General features: G+C 56.1%; 2 protein-coding genes and 1 pseudogene. All 3 read right to left on the reverse strand.

Annotated features, from left to right (window positions below):
* Window positions 1-1891: hypothetical protein (locus ACRESJ_RS09300; protein WP_431757648.1), on the reverse strand; the 1891-nt coding region annotated here is incomplete at its 3' end.
* A gap of 654 nt (window positions 1892-2545) precedes the next feature.
* Window positions 2546-4045 (reverse strand): PAS domain S-box protein, encoded by a 1500-nt coding sequence (locus ACRESJ_RS09305; RefSeq protein ID WP_431757649.1) that lies wholly within the window; start codon window positions 4043-4045, stop codon window positions 2546-2548.
* A 101-nt stretch (window positions 4046-4146) separates the two neighbouring features.
* A pseudogene (locus ACRESJ_RS09310) lies at window positions 4147-4665 on the reverse strand (RNA polymerase subunit sigma-24); the annotation flags it as partial.

Below are 4665 nucleotides of genomic sequence, written 5' to 3' on the forward strand. Positions count from 1 at the left end.
GAGCAGCACCAACAGCTCGAGAGTCAAAAATCCATTCCACTCTTCCATTTGTTACAGGAAACGACCGATTCAAAGGAGGATTAAAGATAAATTCACCAGGGCTATTTTTCACATAGATGCTCGATACTCCAGCTGAAACCTCCACACTTAAAGAATACTGTCTATCATACAAAACAAAATCGGTAAGATCGAGAAGCTCCTTTCCGTCCACATAGTACCTGGGGACTATCTGCCTAATAACAGGCAAGACCAGCATTTCACTGAATCCTGACCCGCCGAATCCGAGTTCATAACTCCCCGCTTTCGTGAAAGAACCAGTAACCCGCCAACTATAGATAACAGACTCTGCGTTTACTTGCGGCTGGAATGTCAAATCCCCCTGCTCAATTCCATCTCCTTTGATCCATTGTAGACTCAACGGGTAGCCGGCCAATGGGCTATACGACTTCGGGACCAATGTGAATGTATGCGGTGTCCTCCTCAAATTTGGGATGTCAACATTGGAAACCTCCTTACCGTCCATCAAGACATTTGCTTCGTCAGCCAGATTGTTTGACAACAACTTGCTGATTGGCAGGATAATAGGTGTAGCCATGCCCTTACCCGACAGCGTCAGTTGAAAAGTGCCGCTTTTGGTTTTCCCCGCTACGTCCCACCGATAGCCAGTCTGCTCACTGCCAAATGCAGGCGAACTGGCTAAATTAGCGGGACTGAGCCCACCTTTGACTACACAGGTCAAGCTGACCGGAAGTCCAGCGAGTAGACTACCGGGTTTTGGAGTCAACGTGACAGTTTGCGGTTTATCCCGGAAAAACCAATTGCCCTCTGCAGGTACTGCTACACCATCAATCTTGACATTAGCCTCATCCGCCAGGTTATTGGACAGCAACTTGCTGATTGGCAAGGTAATCGGTGTAATCATGCCCTTACCCGACAGTTTCAGTTCAAAAGTACCGCTGTTGGTATTCCCCGTCACCCTCCAACTATGCATAGTTTGCTCAGAGCCAAAGCCTGGCGCACTCACCACGTTGGCAGGATTAAGGTTGCTTTTAATGGTGCAGGCCAGCGTGACCGGCAAGCCTGCCAATGGACTATCTGACTTGGGTCTCAGTGTGACGATCTGGGCTTGATTGCGGATAAACCAATTACCTCCGTCCGGTACAGCGACGCCACCAATCTGCACGTCTGCCTCATCCGCCAGATTGTTCGACAGCAACTTGCTGACAGCCAAGGTAATCGGTGTGGTCATGCCTTTACCCGTCAACGCCAGCTGGAAGGTGCCACTTCTGGTTTTCCCGGTTACTACCCAGCTATACGTGGTTCGCTCACTGCCAAAGGCTGGTTGACTCACCACGTCGGCGACACCGAGGCCACTTTTGATTGAACAGGTCAATGTGACCGGAAGCCCCCCCAGCGGGCTGCCTGGTTTGAGGGTCAACGTCACCGTTTGCGCCTTGTCCCGGAAAAACCAATTACCCCCGGCAGGCACGGCGACGCCGCCAATCTTCACGTCAGCCTCATCCGCCAGATTGCTCGAAATCACCAGGCTTCGGCGCTCCCACGACTCCACCACTTCCCTGCTGAAAAACACCAGGGTGATACGACCGCTCTTGCCAGCGTGCGGCGTAATCTTCCAACTGAACTTGCCATTGACGGGAGCCACCCAAGCGCCAAATTCCGGCGATGCGACAGTTTCCAGACCGCCATTGTCAACCAGCCCCAGGTTGATCTCCCTGGCGATCGCGGATGGAGCCTCCACCGTCACTTCGTTCTCCTGCCCGCGGAGCAAAACGAGCTCCGCTCCCCATTCCACTTTCTTGCCGTTGATAAACAATGTGGCCTGTTCCCAAGGGCTTGATGCAGCGTTTGCAGCTTTTAATTCGGTGGTCATGACGACGTTTCCTTTTCAGCGTTGGACATAAAAACCAGTCCGTGAACTATCAGGAAAAATCGATGCACCGAAAACTGTCATAACTGATGGGTCAGTTAGAACTAGGAGCGATAAAAACCCCAACGTCTTTATCAATGGCATGCATAGAATCAGATCAGTGCTCCACTCCACAGCGGGATCACTCTCGTATTCGGGCCGCGCCTTCAACAGCGCGGCCGTCACACCGGCTTACTGGGTAATACACCGAGTCGTGGTGGTGATTCGGGTCACTTGCCCATCTTCGGCCCGTACATCGCCCAGCACATCGGTTTTATCCATGGCCTGGCAGGTTCGTTCAGGAGGGGGTGGAGTGACTGCTGGAGGGGGTGGCGGACTGGAACAACCGCCGAGAATCGCCACGCAGAATGCCAGCGACATAGGTGAAATAACGCGTTTCCCAAGAATTTTCATAGGTTGACCCGCGATTAGTGATCGACACATTTTTGTGACAACAGAACCGGCGAGGAAAATCCACACACCTGTCAAAAAAATAAATATCTGCGAATCACCAATAGCCCAACCGGTGACTGATGCCAGTAGAAGCTGGCAGTTCTTACATCACCGGGTCAGGGCGTTGCAGGAAATTGCTCTGCAGTTCGTAGCGCAACTCTTCGGTCAGGGCGGCGACCGATTACACCGCCATTCACTGGAGAAGAGACCACGCTCCCGCGCCCAGACAATCGCCTCGCTGCGGCTATGCACACCGATTTTCGAATACACCGCCGCCACATTATTGCGCACCGTGTTCGGCGCCAGTTTCAGGCGCGCGGCGATTTCCTTGTCGGCCAGGCCTTCGCATATCAGGCTCAGCACATCGTGCTCACGGGCGGTCAGGTCGGTGAAGGACACGCCGGGCAATTTCGGTGAGTTGACGCTTTTCACGTTGGCCAGTTTTTCGATCAGCGTGCGACTGAACCATGAGGCGTCCTTCATCGCCTCTTCGATGGCCGCCACCAACTCCAGCTCAGTGCGCTTGCGCTCGGTGATGTCTATCAGCACCAGCAGATAGCACCGGTTGTCCTGAATATTCACGGTGTCTGCCGACACCGCGCAATCGATCAGCCCGGCGTCTTTTCGGCGGACGCGCACATCGATGCGGTCCAGGCTTGGAGATTTCGCCAATGCCGCGAAAAGCCGTATGCGTGCTCCCTTGTCGTCGATGAAGTCGATCTGCGCGACGCTCTTGCCGAGGACTTCTTCGCGGGAGTACCCGAGGGTATCGAGGAAGGCTTCATTCACATCCAGCACCACTTGATCGCGGGCAGCGCAGACCAGGATCGGCACCGGGGACAGGCGAAATGCCTTGGCAAAGCGTTCCTCGCTCTGGCGCAGGGCAGCTTCGACCTTGCGTCGCGGCTCCATGTCGACGAAGGAAAACAACATGCAGGCTTCGTCGTTGAGCTCCAGCGGCTGGCCGGCCACGATCACTTGCTTGCTGCCACCGTCGGACAAGCGCAGTTCGGCCTGCATTTGCGGTATGGTCGCGCCTTCGCGCAAGCGCTGCCTGGCCAGCTCCTTGTTTTCGGCCTGATCCAGCACGTCCAGCTCACAGGTAGACGTACCGATCACTTGGTCACGGGTGTAACCGGTCATCTCGAGGAACCCAGGGTTGACCTTGATGTAGCGCAAGTCACTGAGGCGGCAGATCACAGCGGGGGCCGGGTTGGCGGCGAAGGTTTTCTCGAAACGTTGCTCGGCGCTGGCCCAGTCGGTGACGTCGTCCATGATCAACACCAGCGATTCCGGCTCGCCACGGCTGTCGGCCAATACCAGGCTGCGCACGCGATGGACCCAGGTACGCTCTTCGTCCGCCGCTGACGTCACTTCCACCAGCACATCGCTGAACGTTTCGCCGCGCCCCACCCGGTTGATCGGGTAGCTGTCGACAGGCACCACATGATTGTTGCGATAGCGCAAGGCGAAGCGCTTGGCATACGCCTTGGCGTTGGCACCCAGGTCGCTGACTTGCGCAACACCGTGCATCGCCAGCGCCGCCTCGTTGGCCCACAGAATGCTCTGGTCGGGATCAAGCAGTATCACCCCGTCGGACAGACCGGCGATGATCTGCTGCAGCTGCCGGCGATTGGTTTCCGTGGTCAAAACGTCCTGGCTCATGGTGACTCCACAAGTAGGGGGAACCCGTGAAGAGTAAGACCGCAGACCTGTCTGATCGTGCGAAGAACCCGTGGGATCTTCATCATTTTCGGGATGTCTGACTAGTGCACGTTCAGCGCCGCCTCCAGCCCCGCCAGCTTGTCCGGATTGCGCATGATGAAGATCCGGCTCACCCGCCCCGCTTCATCAAAGCCAAAGGTCATCGACGCCGTGATAACGCCATCGGCCTTGATGACGACACCTTGGGCGCCATTGATTTCAATGGACAGCCATTCACACGCCTGCCAATAGGTGTGCAACGACTGACCGATGAAATCCAGCACGCGTGCGATACCCGACAGGGTTTCGCGGATGGCCGGGGCCTTGCCGCCGCTGTCGGCGCAGAGTTCAACGTCTTCGCTCAGCATGGCACTCAGGGAAACGGTCGAGCCGCTGGCGATAGCGCCGTGAAACGCACTCAGCAACTGAGTTTGACGCACGGGCTCCGGTTGGTAACGGGCGTGTCCGTTGCCCAGGCTCGCCTTGGCCCGGGACACCAGTTTGCGGCAAGCGGTTTCCTGCACCCCGACCGCATCGGCGACTTGCGGGTAATCCATGTCAAAGATTTCGTGGAGCAGGTA

Origin of the sequence: Pseudomonas sp. (assembly GCF_050739655.1) — a bacterium.
GTDB lineage: Bacteria > Pseudomonadota > Gammaproteobacteria > Pseudomonadales > Pseudomonadaceae > Aquipseudomonas.

Coding starts and splice junctions, on each gene's coding strand:
- ACRESJ_RS09305 (WP_431757649.1), bottom strand. CDS start 4,045: ATGAGCCAGGACGTTTTGACCACGGAAACCAATCGCCGGCAGCTGCAG.